The sequence below is a fragment of the Pseudomonas sp. C8002 genome (genome assembly GCF_013385765.1).
In the GTDB taxonomy this organism is placed as follows: Bacteria; Pseudomonadota; Gammaproteobacteria; order Pseudomonadales; family Pseudomonadaceae; genus Aquipseudomonas.
On record NZ_JACAPJ010000005.1, the window covers coordinates 96617 to 119097 of the forward strand.

The 22481-nt window shown below is 60.0% G+C and carries 20 protein-coding genes; 10 read left to right on the forward strand and 10 right to left on the reverse strand.

The window, feature by feature from the left end; translation table 11 throughout:
• Window positions 1-49: 49 nt before the first annotated feature.
• Window positions 50-1144, reverse strand: coding sequence for a DNA-processing protein DprA (dprA, locus tag HX814_RS07075; RefSeq protein WP_177009012.1), 1095 nt, complete (start codon window positions 1142-1144; stop codon window positions 50-52).
• A gap of 63 nt (window positions 1145-1207) precedes the next feature.
• Window positions 1208-1996 (reverse strand): peptidoglycan-binding protein, encoded by a 789-nt coding sequence (locus HX814_RS07080; RefSeq protein ID WP_177009013.1) that lies wholly within the window; start codon window positions 1994-1996, stop codon window positions 1208-1210.
• A gap of 150 nt (window positions 1997-2146) precedes the next feature.
• On the opposite strand from HX814_RS07080, the gene def reads away from it, so the two are divergent.
• Genes def through HX814_RS07105 form a run of 5 tightly spaced genes read left to right on the forward strand, consistent with a single transcriptional unit; the run spans window position 2147 to window position 6703 of the window.
• Window positions 2147-2653, forward strand: a complete 507-nt coding sequence (gene def, locus HX814_RS07085) for a peptide deformylase (protein ID WP_003213617.1) — start codon at window positions 2147-2149, stop codon at window positions 2651-2653.
• Window positions 2654-2710: 57 nt separating this feature from the next.
• Window positions 2711-3670, forward strand: coding sequence for a methionyl-tRNA formyltransferase (gene fmt, locus HX814_RS07090; RefSeq protein ID WP_003213615.1), 960 nt, complete (start codon window positions 2711-2713; stop codon window positions 3668-3670).
• The gene (rsmB, locus tag HX814_RS07095; protein WP_177009014.1) at window positions 3667-4977 is read left to right on the forward strand and encodes a 16S rRNA (cytosine(967)-C(5))-methyltransferase RsmB; all 1311 of its coding nucleotides are present in this window, start codon (window positions 3667-3669) and stop codon (window positions 4975-4977) included. Before fmt ends, rsmB begins: the two co-directional genes overlap by 4 nt.
• Before the next feature lie 22 nt (window positions 4978-4999).
• Entirely contained in the window at window positions 5000-6373 is a 1374-nt protein-coding gene (trkA, locus tag HX814_RS07100) for a Trk system potassium transporter TrkA (RefSeq protein ID WP_003213611.1), read from the forward strand.
• An 18-nt stretch (window positions 6374-6391) separates the two neighbouring features.
• Window positions 6392-6703 (forward strand): lipopolysaccharide assembly protein LapB, encoded by a 312-nt coding sequence (locus HX814_RS07105; protein WP_003213608.1) that lies wholly within the window; start codon window positions 6392-6394, stop codon window positions 6701-6703.
• A gap of 134 nt (window positions 6704-6837) precedes the next feature.
• Here HX814_RS07105 and HX814_RS07110 read toward each other — a convergent pair whose 3' ends face one another.
• Both HX814_RS07110 and HX814_RS07115 read right to left on the reverse strand, forming a co-directional pair.
• Window positions 6838-7725 (reverse strand): lysophospholipid acyltransferase, encoded by an 888-nt coding sequence (locus tag HX814_RS07110; protein WP_003213605.1) that lies wholly within the window; start codon window positions 7723-7725, stop codon window positions 6838-6840.
• Between the two features lie 40 nt (window positions 7726-7765).
• On the reverse strand, window positions 7766-8323 hold the full coding sequence (locus tag HX814_RS07115; RefSeq protein ID WP_087694571.1) for a DNA-3-methyladenine glycosylase I: 558 nt from the start codon (window positions 8321-8323) through the stop codon (window positions 7766-7768).
• Between the two features lie 81 nt (window positions 8324-8404).
• Here HX814_RS07115 and glyQ point away from each other — a divergent pair, with 81 nt between their 5' ends.
• From glyQ to HX814_RS07135, 4 genes are all read left to right on the forward strand, one after another.
• Entirely contained in the window at window positions 8405-9358 is a 954-nt protein-coding gene (glyQ, locus tag HX814_RS07120) for a glycine--tRNA ligase subunit alpha (protein WP_003213601.1), read from the forward strand.
• Window positions 9355-11409, forward strand: a complete 2055-nt coding sequence (gene glyS / locus HX814_RS07125) for a glycine--tRNA ligase subunit beta (protein ID WP_003213599.1) — start codon at window positions 9355-9357, stop codon at window positions 11407-11409. Before glyQ ends, glyS begins: the two co-directional genes overlap by 4 nt.
• A gap of 2 nt (window positions 11410-11411) precedes the next feature.
• The gene (gmhB, locus tag HX814_RS07130; protein WP_166742131.1) at window positions 11412-11948 is read left to right on the forward strand and encodes a D-glycero-beta-D-manno-heptose 1,7-bisphosphate 7-phosphatase; all 537 of its coding nucleotides are present in this window, start codon (window positions 11412-11414) and stop codon (window positions 11946-11948) included.
• Window positions 11949-12032: 84 nt separating this feature from the next.
• The gene (locus tag HX814_RS07135) at window positions 12033-12803 is read left to right on the forward strand and encodes a 1-acyl-sn-glycerol-3-phosphate acyltransferase (protein ID WP_177009015.1); all 771 of its coding nucleotides are present in this window, start codon (window positions 12033-12035) and stop codon (window positions 12801-12803) included.
• 180 nt (window positions 12804-12983) lie between these two features.
• Here the strand turns inward: HX814_RS07135 and HX814_RS07140 are convergent, their stop codons facing one another.
• From HX814_RS07140 to HX814_RS07150, 3 genes are all read right to left on the reverse strand, one after another.
• A complete protein-coding gene (locus HX814_RS07140) occupies window positions 12984-15275 on the reverse strand; it encodes a CHASE2 domain-containing protein (RefSeq protein ID WP_177009016.1) in 2292 nt (763 codons plus the stop codon).
• Between the two features lie 18 nt (window positions 15276-15293).
• On the reverse strand, window positions 15294-16289 hold the full coding sequence (locus tag HX814_RS07145; protein ID WP_256343976.1) for a FecR domain-containing protein: 996 nt from the start codon (window positions 16287-16289) through the stop codon (window positions 15294-15296).
• Between the two features lie 269 nt (window positions 16290-16558).
• A complete protein-coding gene (locus HX814_RS07150) occupies window positions 16559-16810 on the reverse strand; it encodes a hypothetical protein (RefSeq protein WP_177009017.1) in 252 nt (83 codons plus the stop codon).
• Window positions 16811-16983: 173 nt separating this feature from the next.
• Between HX814_RS07150 and HX814_RS07155 the strand changes: the two genes are divergently transcribed.
• Window positions 16984-17706: a response regulator transcription factor gene (locus HX814_RS07155; RefSeq protein WP_177009018.1), complete on the forward strand. Its 723-nt coding sequence runs from the start codon at window positions 16984-16986 to the stop codon at window positions 17704-17706.
• 98 nt (window positions 17707-17804) lie between these two features.
• Here the strand turns inward: HX814_RS07155 and gyrB are convergent, their stop codons facing one another.
• The 3 genes from gyrB to dnaN are packed head-to-tail and all read right to left on the reverse strand — an operon-like array spanning window position 17805 to window position 22460.
• Window positions 17805-20228, reverse strand: a complete 2424-nt coding sequence (gyrB, locus tag HX814_RS07160; RefSeq protein WP_003213587.1) for a DNA topoisomerase (ATP-hydrolyzing) subunit B — start codon at window positions 20226-20228, stop codon at window positions 17805-17807.
• Window positions 20229-20232: 4 nt separating this feature from the next.
• Window positions 20233-21336 (reverse strand): DNA replication/repair protein RecF, encoded by a 1104-nt coding sequence (recF, locus tag HX814_RS07165; protein ID WP_003213585.1) that lies wholly within the window; start codon window positions 21334-21336, stop codon window positions 20233-20235.
• A 20-nt stretch (window positions 21337-21356) separates the two neighbouring features.
• Entirely contained in the window at window positions 21357-22460 is a 1104-nt protein-coding gene (dnaN, locus tag HX814_RS07170) for a DNA polymerase III subunit beta (protein WP_003213582.1), read from the reverse strand.
• Window positions 22461-22481 lie beyond the last annotated feature (21 nt).

Consider the following 22481-nt stretch of genomic DNA (forward strand, 5'->3'; position numbering starts at 1 on the left):
ACTCTCCGGACTAAAGCTCTGCGCAGTTTACCGATCTTCGTTACAAAACCTAGCCGCGCGCAAGCCAGCGCCCGCTTTCGCAGATCACTCGGCCTTCCAGTTCCAGCTCCGTCAGGCTGGCCAGCACCTCGGACAAGGCCCTGCCACTGGCAATCGCCAGGGCTTCACTGGTGTGGGGCGCCGCGTGCAACAGCGCCACCAGCGGATGATTGGCCGCAATCGGCGCCGGGCGGGAGAGGGCCTGCCAGCCACGCAGGTTTTCGAGAATGTGCTCGATGGTTTCCACCAGCACCGCGCCATCGCGGATCAGTTGATGGCAGCCTTTGGCCCCGGGGTGATGGATGGAGCCGGGGATGGCGTATACCTCGCGCCCTTGCTCCGCCGCCAGCCGCGCGGTGATCAGCGAACCGCTGGCCATGCTGGCCTCCACCACCAGTACCCCAAGCGACAGGCCACTGATAATACGGTTGCGGCGCGGGAAGTTGCCGGCCTGGGGCGCGGCGTCCAACGGAAACTCGGAAACCACGGCACTGCCTTGGGCAATCATCGCCTCGGCCAAGCGTCGATGGCGCTGTGGATAAAAATTTTCGAGCCCGGTGCCCAGCACGCCGATTGTATGTCCACCAACATCCAAAGCCGCCTGGTGAGCAGCACCGTCGATACCCAGGGCAAGGCCACTGGTGATGACAAAACCGGCACTCGCCAGGCTGCGGGAAAACGCGGCGGCGGTATCCATTCCTGGCCTGGAGGCGCGACGGCTGCCGACCATCGCCAGCTGCGTTTTCTCCAGAATCGCCGGGTTGCCGGCGACGAATAATAGCGGGGGTGCGTCATCCAATTCTGCAAGCAATGCCGGGTAGTCGGGTTGGTCCCACATCAGCAAATGCTGGGCCGGACGCTCCAACCAGGCCAATGCCGCACTGGCACCATCACGTACTTCCTCGCAACGCCGGGCATCGGCGCTGGCCACCTTGAGCCCCAGGGAGCGCCAGGCACTGGCCGGTGCGCTGATGGCTTTTGACGCAGAACCAAAGGCCTCGATAAGTTTTTTAAAGCCCTTGGGACCCAGTTCCGGCAGCCTGTGCAAGCGTAGTCGGGCTTCCAGTTCTGCCGGGGAAATTTCACGGTCATTCGTCGGTAACATATGATCGTCCTTGATCGGAACAAGCTGTGGATAACTCTGTTGGTAACTTATTTAGCAACCTAATTATTGTCTTCGTTCAGGCGCCTCAAAACGGTCCATTACCGCCAGCGAACGCGACGCGCTGAGCACCAGGCCGTAGCTGAGCTTTTCGTAGGTGCGGAACACCAATAGCGTCCCGGCCGGCTCGTCGGGCATCTTCACCGGAGCGCCGGTTACTCGGTCCCGAACGGTTTCCCCGGTTTTCACCACGGCCAGCAAATGGCCTTCCGTCAGGCCGTCACGACGGCCCTTGTTCAGCGTCACCGCGTCCAGCACGCCGATCTGCGTCACGCCCCGTGGCACGTCGATGATGTGCCCGGCAGTGGCGCGAGCAGGCATCTGAATCACCAGGCTGGCCAGGTCGGTGGGCGCTTGCTGGCTGAGCAAACGATCCCCGGGACGCACCTCCTGGGTGACGCGCCGCACACCCAACGTGCTGACATCGCCCACCGTCACAAAACGTGCGGTGCCAATGTCGTCGACGTTGATACCCAGCAATTCCTGGCTTTGCGGGTCGGTATAGGCCTTGCCGCGACGGAAGATCCCGTAGCTTTCGGCGGTAGGGTCCAGGGCACCTCGCGCATAAATACGCTCGCCATCGGCGCCCAATACTCGTCCGGCATCTGCTGCAACAATATAGGGAGCGTGCTCCAGTTCCTGGGGGGTATCGAGAATGCGGTTGTGCAGTAAAAAGCGCTGGATGGCCTGCTGCGTATGAAGCGGCAACGGTTGGCCGGCCTGTGGATAGCTCTCGGGAACCTGGGCAATAACGGCCTGGGCCCACAGCAGCAAGACGAGTAGCGATTTCCTCATGGGGTGAATCTCCTTTATTATGTGCATTCGCGTGAAACGCCTTGGCCTTCGCGGCTTTCGGACGTTTTCCCACGGCACTTATTCCGGCACATCAAGGGTCCATCCCCGGCGCCGACTTGCCTTTACCTCACATGTGCAGCAATTACGCTTATGGCTATTTTGAACATCCTCGAATTTCCGGACTCACGCCTGCGCACCATCGCCAAGCCAGTGGCCGTAGTGGACGCCAAGGTTCGTCAGTTGGTCGATGACATGTTTGAAACAATGTATGAAGCCCCGGGTATCGGCCTCGCCGCGACCCAGGTCGACGTGCATCAGCGCGTCGTGGTCATGGACCTGTCCGAAGACCGCAGCGAGCCCCTGGTGTTTATCAACCCTGAGTTCGAAACCCTGACCGACGAGATGGGCCAGTACCAGGAAGGCTGCCTGTCGGTGCCCGACTTCTACGAGAACGTCGACCGTCCCCAGCGCGTCAAGATCAAGGCCCTGGACCGTGATGGCAAGCCGTTCGAGATGATTGCCGAAGGCCTGCTGGCGGTGTGCATCCAACACGAGTGCGACCACCTCAACGGCAAGCTGTTTGTCGATTACCTGTCCACGCTTAAACGCGACCGGATCAAGAAGAAGCTGGAAAAGAAGCATCGCCAGCAAGCTTGATTCCCTTCTTTCAAAGGCTTGCTCCGGCAAGCCTTTTTCTTTTGTGAGACGTTTCCCATGACCGAGCCACTGCGCATCGTTTTTGCCGGCACCCCCGAATTCGCCGCCGAACACCTCAAGGCCCTGCTCGCCAGCCCTTATGAAATCGTGGCGGTCTACACCCAGCCCGATCGCCCGGCCGGTCGTGGGCAAAAACTGATGCCCAGCCCGGTCAAGCAGCTGGCACTGGAAAACAACATTGTGGTGCTGCAGCCGCCGACCCTGCGCAACGCCGATGCCCAGGCCGAACTGGCTGCGCTGAAGCCAGACCTGCTGGTGGTGGTGGCCTACGGCTTGATCCTGCCCCAGGCTGTGCTGGATATCCCGCGCCTGGGCTGCATCAACAGCCACGCCTCGCTGCTGCCTCGCTGGCGTGGCGCGGCACCGATCCAGCGTGCCGTCGAAGCCGGTGATGCGCAAAGCGGGGTGACCGTGATGCGCATGGAAGCAGGCCTGGACACCGGGCCGATGCTGCTGAAAGTCACCACCCCGATCACCGGGCAAGACACCGGCGGCAGCCTGCATGATCGCCTCGCCGAAATGGGCCCGCCGGCTGTCGTCCAGGCCATCGCAGGCCTGGCTGCCGGCACTCTGCAAGGTGAAGTGCAGGACGACAGCCTCGCCACCTACGCCCACAAATTGAACAAGGATGAAGCCCGCATCGACTGGAGCCGCCCGGCCGTTGAGCTGGAGCGTCTGGTGCGTGCCTTCAACCCGTGGCCGATCTGCCACAGCACGCTCAATGGCGAGGCCTTGAAAGTACTGGCCGCCACCCTGGCCGAAGGCAAGGGCGCCCCCGGCGAGATCATCGGCGCCAGCAAGGACGGCCTGTTGGTAGCGTGCGGTGAACAGGCGCTGTGTCTGACCCGTCTGCAATTGCCCGGCGGCAAGGCGCTGAACTTCAGCGATTTGTTCAACAGCCGCCGTGAGAAATTTGCCGTTGGCATCGTCCTCGGCCAAGCGGTGGACGCGCAATGAACCCACGTCTGGCCGCCGCCAAGGCCCTGGCCGCCGTGCTCAACGGCAAGGCTTCCCTCAATAGTTCGTTGCCGACCCAACTGGATAAAGTCGAAGACCGCGATCGCGGCTTTACCCAGGACCTGGCCTTCGGTACCGCCCGCTGGCAGCCACGTTTATCGGCGCTGGCGGCCAAGCTGCTGCAAAAGCCGTTCAAGGCGGCGGACGCCGATGTCGAGGCGCTGCTGCTGGTGGGCCTGTATCAACTGCTCTACACCCGCGTGCCGGCCCACGCGGCCATCGGCGAAACCGTCGGTTGCGCCGACAAGCTGAAAAAGCCTTGGGCCAAGGCCCTGCTCAACGCCGTGCTGCGCCGCGCCCAGCGCGAAAGCGAAGCGCTGCTGGCCGAGCTGGAACATGACCCGGTGGTGCGCACCGCCCACCCGCGCTGGCTGCAAAAATCCCTGAAGGCGTTCTGGCCCGAGCAGTGGGAAGCCATCTGCGCGGCCAACAACGCGCACCCGCCGATGATCCTGCGGGTCAATCGCCGTCATCACACCCGCGACGCTTATCTCACGTTGCTTGGCGAAGCCGGTGTAGCGGCCACGGCCTGCGTCTACAGCCAGGACGGCATCGTTCTTACAGAACCGGGCGATGTACGTAACCTGCCCGGGTTCGCCGAAGGCTGGATCAGCGTGCAGGACGAAGCCGCTCAACTGGCCGCCGACCTGCTGGACCTGGCCCCGGGCCAACGCGTACTGGACGCCTGTTGCGCCCCCGGCGGCAAGACCTGCCACATCATGGAAGTGCAAGCGGACCTGGCCGGCGTCGTCGCCGTCGACCTGGAAGCCAAGCGCCTGGTGCGTGTGCGGGAAAACCTCGCCCGTCTGGGCCTCAGCGCCGAGCTGATCGCCGCCGACGGCCGCGACACCGCCACCTGGTGGGACGACAAGCCGTTCCAGCGCATCCTGCTGGACGCACCGTGCTCCGCCACCGGCGTGATCCGCCGCCACCCGGACATAAAGCTGACCCGCCAACCCGACGACATCGCCGCCCTGGCCGTGCTGCAAGGCGAGTTGCTGGACGCGTTGTGGCCGACCCTCGAAGTAGGCGGCATCCTGCTGTACGCCACCTGCTCGACGCTGCCTACCGAAAACACTGAAGTCATCGAAGCCTTCCTTGCTCGCACCAGCGGCGCACGGGAACTGGACCTCGACATCCAGGCCGGGATCAAGCAGCCTCATGGCCGCCAGTTGCTGGCCCAGGAAGGCGGCCACGACGGGTTCTATTACGCCAAGCTGATCAAGATTGCCGCCGCTCGCGGCTGAATGGTTTTAAGGGAGTGACCGGATGAAAATCATCATCCTCGGCGCAGGGCAGGTTGGCGGTACGCTGGCCGAGCATTTGGCCAGCGAAGCCAACGACATCACCGTGGTCGACACCGACGCGGAGCGCCTGCGGGATTTGGGCGACCGTTTGGATATCCGTACCGTACAGGGCCGCGCCTCGTTTCCTACAGTGCTGCGCCAGGCCGGTGCCGACGATGCCGACATGCTGGTGGCAGTCACCAACAGTGACGAGACCAACATGGTTGCCTGCCAGGTCGCCCACACCCTGTTTCACACTCCGACCAAGATCGCCCGAGTGCGTGAGGCGGCCTACCTGACCCGCGCCGGACTGTTCGACAACGACGCGATCCCGGTCGATGTGCTGATCAGCCCGGAACAGGTGGTGACCCATTACATCAAGCGCCTGATCGAACACCCGGGCGCCTTGCAGGTGATCGACTTCGCCGAAGGCAAGGCACAGCTGGTGGCGGTCAAGGCCTACTACGGCGGGCCGTTGGTGGGCCAGCAACTGCGCCAGCTGCGCGAGCACATGCCCAACGTCGAGACGCGGGTGGCGGCGATCTTCCGTCGCGACCGGCCGATTCTGCCCCAGGGCGATACGGTGATCGAGGCTGACGACGAGGTGTTTTTCATCGCCGCCAAAGCGAACATTCGCGCGGTGATGAGCGAAATGCGCCGTCTGGATGAGACCTATAAACGCATCGTCATCGCCGGCGGCGGGCAGATCGGTGAGCGCTTGGCCGAGGCCATCGAAAGCCGCTACCAGGTGAAGATCATCGAGATGAATCCGGCACGCTGCCGGTATTTGTCCGACACCCTCGACAGCACCGTGGTCCTGCAGGGCAGCGCCTCGGATCGTGATCTGCTGCTGGAAGAAAACATCGCCGACGCCGATATCTTCCTGGCCCTGACCAACGATGACGAAGCCAACATCATGTCGTCGTTGCTGGCCAAGCGGCTGGGGGCGAAGAAGGTGATGACCATCATCAACAACCCGGCCTACGTCGACCTGATCCAGGGCGGCGATATCGACATCGCCATCAGCCCGCAACTGGCGACCATCGGCACCTTGCTGGCCCACGTGCGGCGCGGCGATATCGTCAGTGTGCACTCGTTGCGCCGGGGTGCGGCGGAAGCCATCGAGGCGATTGCCCACGGTGATTCAAAATCGAGCAAGGTGATTGGCAAGGCGATCCGCGATATCGGCCTGCCGCCGGGCACCACCATCGGCGCAATCATTCGCGATGAAGAAGTGATCATCGCCCACGACGACACGGTGATCGCCACGGGCGACCACGTGATTCTGTTCCTTGTGGATAAAAAACATATCCGCGATGTGGAGAAGCTGTTCCACGTGGGCCTGAGCTTTTTCTGATCAAACGGAGTGACCGACATGCTCGAATCCCTGGAAAAAATGCTCGCCAAGGGTGTGGATAACTCACTGCTGCGGTTTGGTTTGGGCAAGGGTTATCTTGATCTGAAGGACAACGCCAAGGCGGCCGAGCATTTGCAGAAATGCGTCGAGTTCGACCCGAAGTATTCGGCGGCGTGGAAGCTGTTGGGCAAGGCGCAGCTGGGGCAGGGTGATAACGCTGCAGCGCGGTTAGCTTGGGAGAAGGGTATTGAAGCGGCCCTGGCACATGGCGACAAGCAGGCCGAAAAGGAAATGACCGTATTCCTGAAGAAACTCGACCGCCAAGCTTAAGCAGAACCCAATGTGGGAGCGGGCTTGCTCGCGAAGGCGTCGTGTCAGTCACCGAATTTGTGTCTGATACACCGCCTTCGCGAGCAAGCCCGCTCCCACATTTTGTTTTGTGCCAACCTTGAGTCAGCCGTACATTAATACCACCGCGCCTCACCCGGCGGGCGTTTCTTGAAGCGTTTCATGCTCCACATGTACTGGCTCGGGTAAGCCCCCACATAGCGCTCCACCACCTTGCTCATCGCCGCACACGAAGTGGCGGTGTCGGTGCTGTACATGTCTTCCGGCGCCGCTTCCAGAATCACTTTGTAGCCCGAGCCATCCGGCAGCCGCAGGGCATGCAGGAACACCCCGACCGCCTTGTGCCCCGCCAGCATGTTCGGCACGAACTTGCTGGTCAGCGCCTGGGTGGCGAAGAACGGCACGAAGATCCCGGCCGATTCCGCCGGCTCCGGATCCGCAGGAATCCCCACCTGGCCGCCTTTGCGCACTTCCTTGATAACACTGAGGATGCCTTCCTTGGTGGACGCCGCCACGCGGTTACCCAGTTGCACCCGCTGTTTGCGCAGCAAGTCATCCACCGCCTTGAGCTTTGGCGGGCGGTAGAAAATGATCGGTTTGCACTGGCTGCAATAGAAGTGGTTCAACACTTCCCAGTTGCCCAGGTGGCTGGTGATGCCGACCACGCCTTTGCCCGAAGCCAGGGCTTCGTGCAGCACTTCCAGGCCTTCGACCTCGCGCACCAGGTCGATGGAACGCTGGGCCGGCCAGATCCAGGCGCAGGCGCTTTCGGTCAGGGACTTGCCGATGTCCATCAGGCTGCGTCCAACGAGACGCTCGCGCTCGGCCGGATCCATGTCCGGGAAGCATTTGGACAGGTTGATCCGCACCGTCTCGCGGGAACGGTTGGGGGTTTTCCACATGATCCAGCCAATTGCCGAACCGACCGCTTGCACCGCGCGCCAGGGCAGCAGGGCAAACAACCGAAGAGCGCCTACCAGCAAGGCGCCTTTAAACTTTTCCACAGGTCACTCCTGATCGTGTGTGGTGCGCAAAACCGCCATTCTAACCGGCGTTGGCGAGGTCCGCGTAACGGTCGCAGTCCTGAGTGTGGTCCATGACCATGCCCGAGGCCTGCATGAACGCGTAGCAGATGGTCGGCCCGACGAACGTGAAGCCGGCTTTTTTCAAGGCTTTGCTCATGGCCTCAGCCTCCGGCGTAATGGCCGGGACCTGGCTGCGGTCCTTGAAATGATTGACCTTGGGCACGCCGCCCACAAACGACCACAGAAACTCCACGGGGTCCTGCAGCGCCAACCAGGCGGCGGCATTGCGCCGGGTGGCATTGAGTTTCAGGCGGTTACGCACGATGCCCGGATCGAGCATCAGCGCTTCGATCTCGGCATCGCTCAGTTGGGCCAGACGCTGCGCATCAAAGCCGAACAAGACCTTTCGATAATGCTCGCGTTTGCGTAAAACGGTGATCCAGGACAGGCCCGCCTGGAACCCTTCGAGCAAAAGCAACTCGAACAGTCCCTGCGCATCGCGCAGCGGCGTTCCCCACTCCTGATCGTGATAAGCCATGTACAGCGGATCTTCAGAACACCAAAAGCAGCGTGGCATAAGGCTCCAGGGGATGGTGGCGCGGCCGAATCGGGTATACTCCCGCTCTTTAAATCGCAGCCCAAGTAACAGGTGAATTTCGTGAGCCAGCCTACGCCAGCCGTGCGTACCTTCCAAGACTTGATCCTCGCCCTCCAGCAATACTGGGCCGAGCAAGGTTGTGTGGTACTTCAGCCCTACGATATGGAAGTAGGCGCCGGCACTTTCCACACCGCTACCTTCCTGCGGGCCATCGGCCCGGAAACCTGGAACGCCGCTTATGTGCAGCCCAGTCGTCGCCCGACTGACGGCCGCTACGGCGAAAACCCGAACCGCCTGCAGCACTACTACCAGTTCCAGGTGGTTCTGAAGCCAAACCCGGACAACTTCCAAGAGCTGTACCTGGGCTCGTTGAAACATGTCGGCCTGGACCCGCTGGTCCACGACATCCGTTTCGTCGAAGACAACTGGGAATCGCCAACCCTGGGCGCCTGGGGCCTGGGCTGGGAAGTCTGGCTCAACGGCATGGAAGTGACACAGTTCACTTACTTCCAGCAAGCCGGCGGCATCGAGTGCTACCCGGTGACCGGCGAGATCACCTACGGTCTCGAGCGCCTGGCCATGTACCTGCAAGGCGTGGACTCGGTCTACGACCTGGTGTGGGCTGACGGCCCGTTCGGCAAGGTGACCTACGGCGACGTGTTCCACCAGAACGAAGTGGAGCAGTCGACCTACAACTTCGAACACGCGAACGTCGAGAAGCTGTTCGAACTGTTCGACTTCTATGAAAGCGAAGCCAAGCGCCTGATCGAACTGGATCAGCCGCTGCCGTTGCCAAGCTATGAAATGGTTCTGAAGGCATCCCACACCTTCAACCTGCTGGACGCCCGTCGTGCCATCTCGGTAACTGCGCGCCAGCAATACATCCTGCGTGTACGCACCCTGGCGCGTTCCGTCGCCCAAGCCTACCTGTTGGCTCGCGCCAAGCTGGGCTTCCCGATGGCCACCCCGGACCTGCGTGATGAAGTGTTGGCTAAGCTGGAGGCTGCACAATGAGTGCTCAAGATTTCCTGGTTGAACTGGGCACCGAAGAGCTGCCACCCAAGGCACTGAATACCCTGGCCGACGCATTCCTGGCCGGTATCGAAAAAGGCCTGCAAACCGCTGGCCTGAAGTTCGCCGCAAAAAAAGTCTACGCCGCGCCGCGCCGACTGGCTGTGTTGCTCACCGCACTGGAAACCCAGCAGCCGGACCGCAGCATCAACCTCGACGGCCCGCCACGCCAGGCCGCCTTCGACGCCGAAGGCAACCCGACTCAAGCCGCCCTTGGTTTTGCCAAGAAGTGTGGCGTCGAGCTGAGCGAGATCGACCAGAGCGGCCCGAAGCTGCGTTTCAGCCAGGTCATCACCGGCAAGCCGACCGCCAGCCTGTTGCCGACCATCGTTGAAGACTCGCTGAACGACCTGCCGATCCCCAAGCGCATGCGCTGGGGTGCCCGCAAGGAAGAGTTCGTGCGCCCGACCCAATGGCTGGTGATGCTGCTCGGTGACCAGGTCATCGACTGCACCATCCTCGCCCAGAAGGCCGGCCGTGATTCACGTGGCCACCGCTTCCACCATCCGGAAGCCGTGCGCATCACCGCGCCCGCCAACTACCTCAATGACCTGCGTGCAGCCTATGTGCTGGCGGATGCCAATGAGCGCCGCGAGCTGATCAGCAAGCGTACCGAAGAGCTGGCCCGCCTGCAGGAAGGCACCGCCATCGTGCCGCCAAGCCTGCTGGACGAAGTGACCGCTTTGGTTGAATGGCCAGTGCCGCTGGTGTGCTCGTTCGAGGAGCGTTTCCTCGACGTGCCGCAGGAAGCGCTGATCACCACCATGCAGGACAACCAGAAGTATTTCTGCCTGCTGGACGTCGACGGCAAGCTGCTGCCGCGCTTCATCACCGTGGCCAACATCGAAAGCAAGGACCCGCAGCAGATCATCGCCGGTAACGAAAAAGTCGTTCGCCCGCGCCTGACTGACGCCGAGTTCTTCTTCAAGCAAGACAAGAAGCAGAAGCTCGAAGACTTCAACCTGCGCCTGCAGAACGTGGTGTTCCAGGAAAAACTCGGCAGCGTATACGACAAGGCCGTACGGGTTTCCAAGCTGGCGGCCTACATCGCGCCACGCATTGGTGGCGATGCTGCCTGGGCTGCGCGTGCCGGCCTGCTGTCCAAGTGCGACCTGGCCACCGAGATGGTCGGCGAGTTCCCGGAGATGCAAGGTGTTGCCGGTTACTACTACGCCCTGAATGATGGCGAGCCGCAGGACGTCGCCCTCGCGCTGAACGAGCAGTACATGCCGCGCGGTGCCGGCGCCGAGCTGCCGACCACCCTCACCGGTGCGGCCGTGGCCATCGCTGACAAGCTGGATACCCTCGTCGGTATCTTCGGTATCGGCATGTTGCCTACCGGCAGCAAAGACCCGTATGCGCTGCGCCGTGCGGCCCTGGGCGTGCTGCGCATCCTGATCGACAAGAAGCTCGACCTCGACCTGACCCAGGCCGTGGTGTTTGCGGTTGGCCAGTTCGGTGCCAAGGTCAAGCAAGCGGGCCTGGCCGAGCAAGTGCTGGAGTTCGTGTTCGACCGTCTGCGTGCGCGTTACGAAGACGAAGGTGTGGACGTTTCGGTGTACCTGTCGGTACGTGCCCTGCAACCAGGTTCGGCGCTGGACTTCGACCAGCGTGTGCAGGCCGTACAGGCCTTCCGCAAGCTGCCGGAAGCCGGTGCCCTGGCCGCCGTGAACAAGCGTGTGTCGAACCTGCTGAGCAAGGCCGACAACCTCGGTAATGCCGAAGTCGACCCGGGCCTGTTTGCCGATGCCAAGGAGTTCTCGCTGAACTCGGCCATCGCCAAGGCGGAAAACGCAGTGAAGCCGCTGATCGCCGAACGCAACTACGCCGAAGCCTTGGCGCGCCTGGCCACCTTGCGTGAGCCGGTGGATGCGTTCTTCGAAGCGGTGATGATCAATGCCGAAGACGCGGGCGTGCGGAAAAACCGCTACGCCATGCTGGCGCGCCTGCGCGGCCTGTTCATCAATATCGCTGACATTTCCGTACTGAGCTGACCATGTTGAAACTGCTGATTCTCGATCGGGACGGAGTGATCAATTACGACTCCGACGCTTACATCAAATCGGTGGCGGAATGGATTCCACTGCCCGGCTCGATCGAGGCCATCGCGCAGTTGAGCAAAGCGGGCTGGACGGTGGCCATCGCCACCAACCAGTCCGGCATCGCCCGCGGCTACTACGACATCGCCACCCTCGACGCCATGCACGCGCGCCTGCGCACGCTGGTGGCCGAGCAGGGCGGTGAAGTAGGGCTGGTGGTGTATTGCCCGCACGGCCCGGATGAAGGCTGCGATTGCCGCAAGCCCAAACCGGGTATGCTTAAAACTATTGCTGAACATTACAACGTGCCGTTGGCTGGGCTATGGTTTGTCGGGGACAGCCTCGGTGACCTGGAAGCCGCCAAAGCCGTCGACTCTCAGCCAGTTTTGGTAAAAACCGGGAAAGGCGAAAAGACCCAGGCTAAAACCCTGCCGGTAGGTACTTTGATTTTTGACGATCTGGCGGCGGTTGCCGCAGAACTTATCAACAACTAGCAGCCCTTCTGACTTCCTGACCAAGGACTGTTCGGGAGCGCGCTTTTAACAGGCGGGCGTTGTCCCGCAACGGTAAATGCCGCCATGTCGATTTTGCAGGCCATCAGAACCTTCTTCTTTTACCTGCTGTTGGGCACCAGCTCTTTTCTCTGGTGCACCCTGAGCTTTTTTATCGCGCCTTTCCTGCCGTTCAAGGCGCGCTATCGTTTCATCAACGTCTTTTGGTGCAACTGCGCGCTGTGGTTGACCAAGGTGTTCCTGAACATTCGTTTCGAGATCAGGGGCGCCGAAAACGTCCCGGACCAGCCTTGTGTGATTCTGTCGAACCACCAGAGCACCTGGGAAACCTTTTTCCTGTCTGCGTATTTCTCGCCCCTGAGCCAGGTGCTCAAGCGTGAGCTGCTGTACGTACCATTCTTCGGCTGGGCCATGGCCATGCTGCGACCGATCGCCATCGACCGCGACAACCCCAAGGCCGCACTCAAGCATGTGGCCAAGAAGGGCGATGAGCTGTTGAAGGATGGGGTTTGGGTGCTGATCTTCCCTGAAGGCACACGCGTGCCCTACGGCACTGTGGGCAAGTTCTCACGTGGCGGTACGGCCCTGGCGGTGAACGCCGGGCTGCCGGTGCTGCCAATTGCCCACAATGCCGGCAAGTTCTGGCCAAAGACCGGCTGGGCCAAGCGTGAAGGCACCATCACTGTAATCATTGGCGAGCCCATGTATGCCGAGGGCGAAGGCCCACGTGCCATTGCAGCGCTGAACGACCGTGCCCAGGCATGGAATGAAGCGCAACAAAGGGCCATGGGTTCGTTGCCGCCGGAGCCGGTTGTGGTCGACACGCCGGTGATTTGAGTTTCTGTGGATAACCTGTGTACGGTTTGTTGGCGAATTGCGCTTTTTAGCTTATAGGCTGCTGATTTACTTACATATTTCCCAAGCTCATAAAACGGCGGAAAAGGTGCATAAGTTTTTTCCGCATTAAAAAACCGGTCCTTGAGACCGGTTTTTTATGCACAGGTGAAAAGCCGCGATTCAGTCTCGCCACAATGGCAGTTGAAGGATGAAGGTCGTACCTTTATCCACCTCGCTCTCGCAGCGAATTCTCCCACCGTGACGATCCACGACGGCCTTGACCATGGTCAGCCCCAACCCCAATCCTTCACTGCCCTGAGCCGAGGCGAAGCGCCGGTATTGAGCGAAGAGTTCGGGCAAATCCTGCGGGGAGATTCCTCGCCCCTGGTCGCTGATACGGCACTGCAAAGCGTCTTCATGGCTGGTCAGGCTTAACGTAACGGTGGTGCCCGATGGGCTGTATTTCACCGCATTTTCCAACAGATTGAATAAGGCGCGGGTCAGCAGCGATTGATCCGCCCACACCATTTCTTCGCCGTCTTCATCCAGGTGATGGACCAGGCGAATGCCTTTCAACTGGGCGTGCACTGCGACTTGATCAAATGCGTCGAGTACCAACATGGCGAACAGGCTGGGCTGGAATTGGTAGCCATCGGATTCGGCTTTCGCCAACTGCACGAATGATTCGGTCAGGTTCAGGGCACGGCGGACTTGTTGTTCGATCTGCGCAAATATGGGCGCGGCGGAGTCCTGAACATCCAACAGGGCCAGGATCGCCGAATGCGGCGCACGCAGGTCATGGGACAGAAAGCGCAGCAGGGTCTCCCGTTGCTGCTGGGCATCACGCTCAATGCTCAGGTCTGTGAGGCTCAGCAGCCAGCCCAGGGCCACGTCACCGTCTGCAGGCAGCAGCGGCGCCAGGTCGAGGCGCAGGCTGCGGTCAAGGGTGTCGCGGAACTCGACAATATCCAGCGTCGACAGGGCAGGGCGAACACCGTCCTGCAGCGGTGGATAACCCAATGCGGCGAGCTGATCCAAGAGGTTTTCGGCCACCAGTTCATTGCCGAACACATCGCGGGCAATTCGATTGGCCAGCAGGACGTTGCCCTTGGGGTCGGTAATCAAGGTTGCTACAGGCAAACATTCCAGCCCATCGGCCATGAAGCGACGAGTGTCCCGGGTACGGCTGACCGCTTGTTCGAGGGCGAAGATTCGTCCCTGCAATACATCACCCTGGCTGGCGGGCGCTCGACGGCGCTCCGGGAGCACTTTGGGTTCGTTGTCCAGGCGTGCCAGTTCCCAGCCGAAGTAGGCCAGGATCACGCTCAGGCGCCGCCAGTTCCAGATCAGGTAGCTGAGCAGCATGCCAATCAGACTTGCTGCCGGCGACCACCAATGGCCCAGGCGCAACAGGCCCCATGAACCCAGAAGCGCAGCCACCATGCAACCGAGGGTCAGCCACAGTGCATAACGCGGGCGAAACAGCAGAAGGCCCAACAGCACCGCGACCATCGCGGTGGCCAGTAGCGTCGCCATCCACACGGGCAGATCGACAATACTGCGCCCTTGCAGCAAGCCATTGAGAATATTTGCCTGGATCTCCACGCCCGGGGTGGTGCCGACACTGGCCGAAAGCGGCGTGACATAACGGTCGCCCATGCCCGGTGCCGTAGCGCCAATCAGGATCAAGCGGTCGCGCAGCAACTCGGATGGCACCTCCCCGCGCAAGACACTGATATACGGCACGCTGGGAAAGCCAGCATGACTGGCAATAAAAGGAATTCGAATGGCATTTTCCCGCTGCCAGCTGGAGCTTTCCGACGGACCAGGTGCGCCCGGCATTAGGGATGGCTGGCCGCTCAGTTCAAACGCCAGCCAGGCTAACTGCGGTGTCAAATTACCTGGTGGACCTTCACGCAAATACAGGCTTCGAACGATGCCGTCGCTGTCCGCTTCCACGTTGATATGGCCGACGCTACGGGCGCAATCACGCAAGGGCAACACGGGCAGGATTTGCGCCACAGGCTGGCCGTAGCGCGGCGAGCCTTCACGAATCAAAGGCAACAGGACGTTGCCAGCGTTGCACATAGCCTCGGCCAGGCGCAGGTCATTGGCTGGCTCCCGGGCGGGCTCGCTGAAGATCACATCAAACAGGATGCCGGCAGGCTTGGCGGCGCTCAGCCGATCAAGCAGGTCGGCATGCACACGTCGGGACCATGGCCATTGGCCAAGTTCCTTCAGGCTTCGGTCGTCGATCGTTACCAGCAGGATGCGTGGATCCACCGATAAAGGCGCCAGCCGGCGGAGGCTGTCATACAGCAGGTTATTGAGGGCCAGGCCAGGGCTCAGGGACAGGAAGGCCGTGATGGGTAATAGCAACAGGCTGACCCACAGCCATTCGCGCACCAGGCCATTGAACAGCCGCTGAGCCTGAGTCGGTTGGCGCTTTTCAGCCCTGTGCCACAGCCTCACCGGCTCGCGTCCAGGGCACTACTGCACGCGGTTCGCGGGTGGGTAATAGAAAATGTCATAAACCCCGGTTTCTCCCTCAAGCCCGTGTTCATCATATGCCGACAAGCGAACGTGATAGAACGATGCTTTCAGCCCAGTGAAGCGCATTTGCGGCTTGTCGGAGAAGTTTTCCTGCTTGATGTTCAGAAACTCCTTATCGGTCGCGACCTGGGCCCGGTAGCGCTGGGCCCCGGCCAATGGCCGCAGGAACAGGGTCCAGACAGGCGCATCGCCCTTTTGACCGTCCTGGCCGACCAACCGTGGCGCATCAAGCAGTTCCACGGGTTTGAGTTCACCTTGTTTTTTGAAGGCCAGGCCCTGCCGCGCACCAACCTTTACTTCACCAGAGACTGGACCGGTAATGGGCTTCTTCTTGATAGGGCGCGGGCTCGGTGGAGCGTCATCACGATTGACCGCCACTTGCCCGTTGAGTACTTCCACCAGCGATTGTTCGCCATCGTTACGCACACGGAAATGCGTGCCGCGTACCCCCAGAACGCCCACCGGGGTCATGATCTGGAAACGGTCATAGTCGCTGGCACGCTTGATCACGTAAGCCTCGACCTGACCTTCTTCAAGAATCACCTGGGGAATGGATTGCTCCTCGACCAGATGCAATCGGACCTGGGAGCTGGAGGGCAAGACAATCCGCGAGCCGTCCCCCAGCATCAGGCTGACAAATGCGCCCGATGAGGTTTTCACGCTTTCTTGTTCATCAATGAACATGCCTTCTTCCAGGGCCGTGGACACACCCTTGGCATCCAGTTTCCAGGCTTCCCCCGTGAGGTGCTGCACCACTGCCGGAAGCGGTTGCGCGCGGCACATCCGGTTGTCGTCGATATAGGGTGCACGGGGAGGGGCAGGGCGTGCCAAGGCCGGAAGACTCACTACGCCAAGCGTAACGATCAGGCCCGAACTCAACAGCGTAGAAGCGGCAGAGCGGAATCGGCAAGGGAAAAAGGTCATGGCGCTCATCAAGATTCTAGTTCTAATGGGTCATCAGAAAGCACTTTCAGGCAGCGTCTTGCAGCGGGAAGACCTTGAGTACCGTCTACGATACTCGATGAGGTATCCAGTCGATAGCCGAAATATCTGGGGGCGTGAGATCCATTGCAGAAGATGACACGTCCCTGTGTCGGAGCACTTCCGTCGCTCCAATCCGTGTGTCATCCAGCGAGAGCGAATTTACCTACAACATAGGTGCATCGGACCGATTCGCAACATTTGTTCAGATTTGCGGGTACTTAAAATACCCAACGTTGGGTCTGCTGCTGTTCGCTGAGTTGCTGAAACGGTGAACGGGCGAAGCCCATGCCATTGCCGGGCTCACTCAAAGTCTGCCGTTCCTCGAACGGCATAGGTACCGCCGGCTTATTGGCCCCGACCGTTTCCGTGCCCAGCGTAGCAACCATCACCACCAATACCAGTCTTCCCCATACATCAACCTTCCCCAGAACGGCCATACGTCTCGAAACAGCATAAAACCAGATTGCCATTGATCCTTTTCCTGAAGGTCTCGAGCCGGTATCTTCCCAGCTTGGGTGTTGACGATTTCCAATGGCTTGCGGCCATTTGATATCAGCGTACCGAGAGATTCAGAGGGCCTGAGAATCTGGCCATAATTGTTCAGATTCGATGCCCGCATTCTTCAATAAGAAAGGACCCTGCCATGCGTGTCGCAATACTGGATGACGAACCTGCTGAACTGCGGCGGGTGGAACAGACACTGCGACAAATCCCCAGCGCTGCGGATCAGCCATGGGCCCTGCACTGCTTCGAGCGTGGAGAAGACCTGCTGCGACAACTGCGCCGCGAGACCTTTGACTTGCTGATCCTTGACTGGCAACTACCCGACCTCAGTGGCCTGGCATTGCTGCGCTGGACCCGCGAGCACATGGAAGCGCCGCCAGCCGCCATCATGCTTACCAGCCGCGATGCCGAGAGCGATATCGTCCAGGCGCTGAACAGTGGTGCCGATGATTACGTCAGCAAGCCGTTTCGTCCCAACGAGCTTAAGGCTCGGGTGAATGCCGTTCTGCGTCGCCACGGGTTGCAGAAGTCTGCAGTCAGTGAGGTGCATACCTTCAATGACCTGACCTTTGATGATGCTGAACTCACGGTGAGCAGGGCGGGAAAACCCATCAGCCTGACGGAGCGCGAATACCGCCTGGCGCGGTGCCTGTTTGAGAACCTGGCGCGGCCGCTGTCTCGAGAGTACCTGTATGAACGGTTCTGGACCCATGAGGAGATGGTGTCGTCGCGGCCGCTGGATACGCATATTTATCGGCTGCGGAATAAGCTCGGGCTGACGGCGGATCGGGGTTGGCAGTTGCTGACGATCTATGGGTACGGATATCGGTTGGAGAGTGTGACGGCGGCTTCCGAGGACTGAGATGTTCCACGTGGAGCATTTATAAAATGCTCATATCCAGCCCATAAAAAAGGCCAACGCTAAGCGTTGGCCTTTTTTGTTTTTGCGCTGCAACCTGATCAGAAGTCCAGGTTGGAAACCGCCAGGGCATTGCTCTCGATGAAGTCACGACGAGGCTCGACCGCATCACCCATCAGGGTGTTGAAGATCTGGTCCGCGCCAATGGCGTCTTCGATGGTCACGCGCAGCATGCGACGCTGGGCTGGGTCCATGGTGGTTTCCCACAGCTGATCCGGGTTCATTTCGCCCAGACCTTTGTATCGCTGAATGGTATGGCGCTTGGTGCTTTCCGCCATCAACCAGTCCAGGGCTTCCTTGAACTCTTTGACCGCTTTCTTGCGCTCGCCACGCTGAATGTAAGCACCGTCGTCCAGCAGGGTGCTCAGTTGCGCGCCGAGGGTAACAACCGTCTTGTAGTCGTTGCTGCCGAAGAAGTCGCGGTTGAAGGTGACGTAGTTCGACAGGCCGTGGGAGATCAGTTCGACCTCTGGCAGCCAGACGTTACGTTCACGGTCTTCACGCAGGCTGGCTTTGTAGACCAGGCCGGATTTTTCAACGGTACGCAGGCGGACTTCGTACTGGGCCAACCAAGCCTGCATGTGGGCATGATCACCCAACTGCTCCAGGCTGACGGATGGCAGGTAGATGAAGTGCTCGGTCAGCTCCTGGGGGTACAGGCGCGACAAACGCTTGAGGGTCTTCATCACCATGCGGAAGTCGTTTACCAGGCGCTCCAACGCTTCACCGGAGATGCCCGGGGCTTCGTCGTTCAAGTGCAGGCTCGCATCTTCCAGGGCCGACTGCGTCATGTACTCTTCCATGGCGTCGTCGTCTTTGATGTATTGCTCTTGCTTGCCTTTTTTCACTTTGTACAACGGCGGCTGGGCGATGTAGATGTAGCCACGCTCGATCAACTCCGGCAACTGACGGAAGAAGAACGTCAGCAGCAGGGTGCGGATGTGCGAACCGTCAACGTCAGCATCGGTCATGATGATGATGTTGTGGTAGCGCAGCTTGTCGATGTTGTACTCATCGCGGCCGATGCCACAGCCCAGGGCGGTGATCAAGGTGCCGACTTCCTGCGAGGAAATCATCTTGTCGAAACGCGCCTTCTCGACGTTGAGGATCTTACCCTTCAACGGCAGGATGGCCTGGGTGCGACGGTTGCGACCCTGCTTGGCGGAACCGCCAGCAGAGTCACCTTCCACCAGGTACAGTTCGGAGAGGGCAGGGTCTTTCTCCTGGCAGTCAGCCAGTTTGCCCGGCAGGCCGGCGATATCCAGCGCACCTTTACGACGCGTCATCTCACGGGCTTTACGCGCCGCTTCACGAGCCCGTGCTGCGTCGATCATCTTGCCGACAACCAGCTTGGCTTCGTTCGGGTTTTCCAGCAGGAAGTCGGAGAAGTACTTGCCCATTTCCTGTTCGACCGCTGTCTTCACTTCGGAGGACACCAGCTTGTCTTTGGTCTGGGAGCTGAACTTCGGGTCCGGAACCTTGACCGAGATAATGGCGGTCAGGCCTTCGCGGGCATCGTCACCGGTGGTGGCGACTTTGTGTTTCTTCGCCAAGCCTTCCGCTTCGATGTAGGTGTTCAGGTTACGCGTCAGTGCAGAACGGAAACCCACCAGGTGAGTACCGCCATCGCGCTGAGGAATGTTGTTGGTGAAGCACAACAGGTTCTCGTTGAAGCTGTCGTTCCACTGCAGGGCGATTTCTACGCCGATGCCGTCTTCACGCTGGATGTTGAAGTGGAACACCTGATTGACCGCGGTCTTGTTGGTGTTCAGGTATTCAACGAACGCACGCAGACCGCCTTCGTACTTGAACAGCTCTTCCTTGCCGCTGCGTTCGTCCTTGAGGACGATACCCACACCGGAGTTCAGGAAAGACAGTTCACGAATCCGCTTGGCCAGAATGTCCCAGCTGAAGTGGATGTTCTTGAAGGTTTCAGCCGAAGGCTTGAAGTGAATCTGCGTACCAGTGCTTTCGCTGTCACCGACGATTTTCATCGGTTCCTGTGGAACACCATGAACGTAAGTCTGTTCCCAGATCTTGCCGCTACGACGTACAGTCAGGATCAGCTCTTCAGAAAGGGCGTTTACTACCGAAACACCTACACCGTGCAAACCGCCGGATACTTTATAGGAGTTATCGTCGAACTTACCGCCGGCGTGGAGCACGGTCATGATGACCTCTGCCGCCGAAACGCCTTCTTCTTTATGCACATCTACCGGAATGCCGCGACCGTTGTCGCGTACGGTGATGGATTCGTCCGGGTGGATGATGATGCTGATGTCGTCGCAGTGACCGGCCAAAGCTTCGTCGATCGAGTTATCGACCACCTCGAACACCATGTGGTGCAGACCGCTGCCATCATCGGTATCACCGATGTACATACCGGGACGTTTGCGTACGGCATCCAAACCTTTAAGCACTTTAATGCTGGTCGAGTCGTACGTATTCGTATTTTCTTCGCTCATGCCTTCACTCCCGATGGTCGTGGGTCTGGGTGATACGGCCTTGTTCCACGTGGAACAAAGCGACTGGCGTTTCCGTCTGCCAGCCTTCCCTCAATAATTCGTGGTCTACACAGGTGATAAACACCTGGCAGCGTAAGTCTTCCAACAAGCGGCATAACGCGCGGCGGTGCTGCTCGTCCAGTTCGGACGGCAAGTCATCCACCAGATAAATACATTGCCCGCGCCGGGCCTGGCTAACCAGATGCCCCTGGGCGATACGCAAAGCGCAGACCACCAACTTCTGCTGACCGCGGGACAAGATATCCGCAGCATTATGTGCGCCCAATCTAAGGCGCAAATCAGCCCGTTGTGGTCCGGCCTGGGTGTGACCAATTTGCTGATCCCGTTGCAAGGACGTCGCGAGCACTGCACTCAGTTCCCGGTCTTTGTCCCAACCACGGTAGTAGCTCAACGTCAGCCCCTCGAGTTCAAGTAACTCGCTCAAGGTCTGCTCAAAGACTGGTTTCAAGGCTTTGATATAGGCGCGGCGGTATTCATCTATTTCAGCGCTGGCCAGGCACAGTTCCCGGTCCCAAGCAGCTTGTGAAGCGGCGTCAAGTGTACCATGCCGCAGCCATGAGTTCCGCTGCCGCAGGGCCTTCTGCAGGCGCTGCCAAGTGGCCATGAAACGCGGTTCCACGTGGAACACTCCCCAATCGAGGAATTGCCTGCGGATTTTTGGCGCGCCTTCCAGCAAGCGGAAGCTGTCCGGGTTGATCAGTTGCAGTGGCAGGATTTCTGCCAGCTGCGCAGCACTGCGAGCATTCTGCCCATCGATGCGGATTTGAAACTCCCCCTGACGATCACGAGAAATCCCCAGGCTGCTATGACCGCCTTCGGCCAATTCGACTTGGCCAAATACTGTGCACGCCAGTTGTTCGTACTGAATCACCGGTAACAAGCGGGCACTGCGAAAGGAACGAGCGAGCCCCAGCAGGTGAATGGCTTCCAGCACGCTGGTTTTGCCACTGCCGTTGGCGCCGTGGAGGATATTGATGCGGGGGGAGGGGGAGAAGGTCACCGGGTGCAAATTGCGCACCGCGGTGACCGAGACGCGACTGAGGGACATCTAGCTTCTGCTGAACATGATTACAGGCGCATCGGCATGACAACGTAAGCCGAGTCATCGTTGTCGGATTCTTGTACCAGGGCGCTGCTGTTGGAGTCAGACAGAATCAGGCGAACCTGTTCAGTGGTCATCACGCCCAGCACGTCCAACAGGTAGCTGACGTTGAAGCCGATTTCCAGGTTGCCGCCGTTGTAGTCGACGCCCACTTCTTCTTCCGCTTCTTCCTGCTCAGGGTTATTCGCCTGGATTTTCAGTTGGCCGTTGGCCAATTGCAGGCGGATACCACGGTATTTCTCGTTGGAAAGAATAGCGGTACGGCTGAACGCTTCACGCAGGGCCTGACGATCACCGATCACCAGCTTGTCGCCGCCTTTTGGCAGAACGCGCTCGTAATCCGGGAACTTGCCGTCAACCAGCTTGGAAGTGAAGGTGAACTCGCCAGTGGTCGCGCGGATGTGGTGCTGGCCCAGCACGATACTGACATTGCCATCCGGCTCGGTCAGCAGGCGCGCGAGTTCCAGAATACCTTTACGCGGCACGATCACCTGGTGGCGATCCGGCTGACCGATATCGGCTTTCATCGAGCACATGGCCAGTCGGTGACCGTCGGTGGCTACGGCGCGGATGATGCCTTCGGAGACTTCCAGCAGCATGCCGTTAAGGTAATAACGCACGTCCTGCTGGGCCATGGCGAAACTGGTGCGCTCGATCAAACGGCGCAGTCGGCTTTGTTCCAGGCTGCAGGTCAGCGAGCCTGGGCCTTCTTCCACGGTCGGGAAGTCGTTGGCCGGCAAGGTCGACAGGGTGAAACGGCTGCGACCGGCCTTGACCACCAGCTTTTGCTCATCAACCTTGATGTCGATCAGCGCGTCGTTGGGCAGGCTTTTGCAGATGTCCATCAGCTTGCGCGCCGGCACGGTGATCTCGCCGGGTTCGGCGGGCTCTTCGAGCTGGACGCGACCGACCAGCTCGACTTCCAGGTCGGTACCGGTCAAGGACAATTGCTGGCCTTCGACAACCAGCAATACGTTGGAAAGCACCGGCAAGGTCTGTCGGCGCTCGACGACGCCTGCGACCAGTTGCAGGGGTTTCAACAGGGCTTCGCGTTGAATGGTGAAATGCATGGTCTAGTCCCTTGCCTTAAT